Origin of the sequence: Nocardioides sp. CPCC 206348 (genome assembly GCF_048654705.1) — a bacterium.
GTDB lineage: Bacteria > Actinomycetota > Actinomycetes > Propionibacteriales > Nocardioidaceae > Nocardioides.
This window is the reverse complement of sequence record NZ_JBMCZA010000232.1, coordinates 1-792: the sequence shown is the minus strand read 5'-3', so window position 1 is coordinate 792 and position 792 is coordinate 1. Positions and strand designations below refer to the sequence as shown.

At 66.7% G+C, this 792-nt stretch carries 1 protein-coding gene; it reads left to right on the top strand.

The genetic code is table 11. The features are described from left to right. Positions 1-792, top strand: a 792-nt coding sequence (locus ACOADB_RS26545; RefSeq protein ID WP_378606094.1) for a serine hydrolase, incomplete at both ends; no start/stop codon positions are given.

The following is a 792-nucleotide window of genomic DNA, read 5'->3' as shown; positions in this document are numbered from 1 at the left end:
CAAGTTCAAGCAGGTCCGGTTCCGCCACCTGCTGACCCACACCTCCGGCATCAACCAGGCGCTCGCCGCCCTCGCCAACCCGCCCAGCAACAACGGCTGGAACGCGATGAAGACCGTTGTCGAGCTCGGCACCGTCGTCGACTCGCAGCGCCAGTACAAGAACGCCAACTTCGCGCTCCTGCGGATCATCAACGCCGAGCTCTGGAACCGCAGCGGTGGCAAGAAGTACACCAAAGCCGCCGAGGAGATCACCATCACCGCGGCCAACCACACGTCGTACGTCCTCGAGTTCATGCGGGAGTTCATCTTCAAGCCCGCCCAGATCGGCGGCATCGGCTGCATCACGCCCGGCACCACCACCGGGATCCGTTCGTACCCGCTGAACGCCACGCAGGCCAGCAACGGCAGCGTGCTCGGCACCGGAAACGAGGAGTGCGCCGGCGCCCGCGGCCTGGCCATGTCCTCGACCCAGCTCGTGCAGTACCTCAGCAAGCTGCGCAGCGGCGCGATCATCCCGCAGGCCGACCTCGACTGGATGGACCTGTGGCGTGCCGGCTGGAACGAGGACTCCAACGGTGGCGACGGCGGCCAGTCCGGCCCGGCCGACGGCGAGATCGACAACTGGCGCTCGCCGGGTGCGTTCTGGCACGGCGGTGACCTGCTCGGCACCAACCAGCTGCACACCTGCGCCATGACCTTCGACGACGGAACGCAGGCCACGCTGTTCATGAACTCGGACTACAGCGGCAACACACAGTGCGGCGTCCTGCTCAAGGCCTGGTACGACGCCAA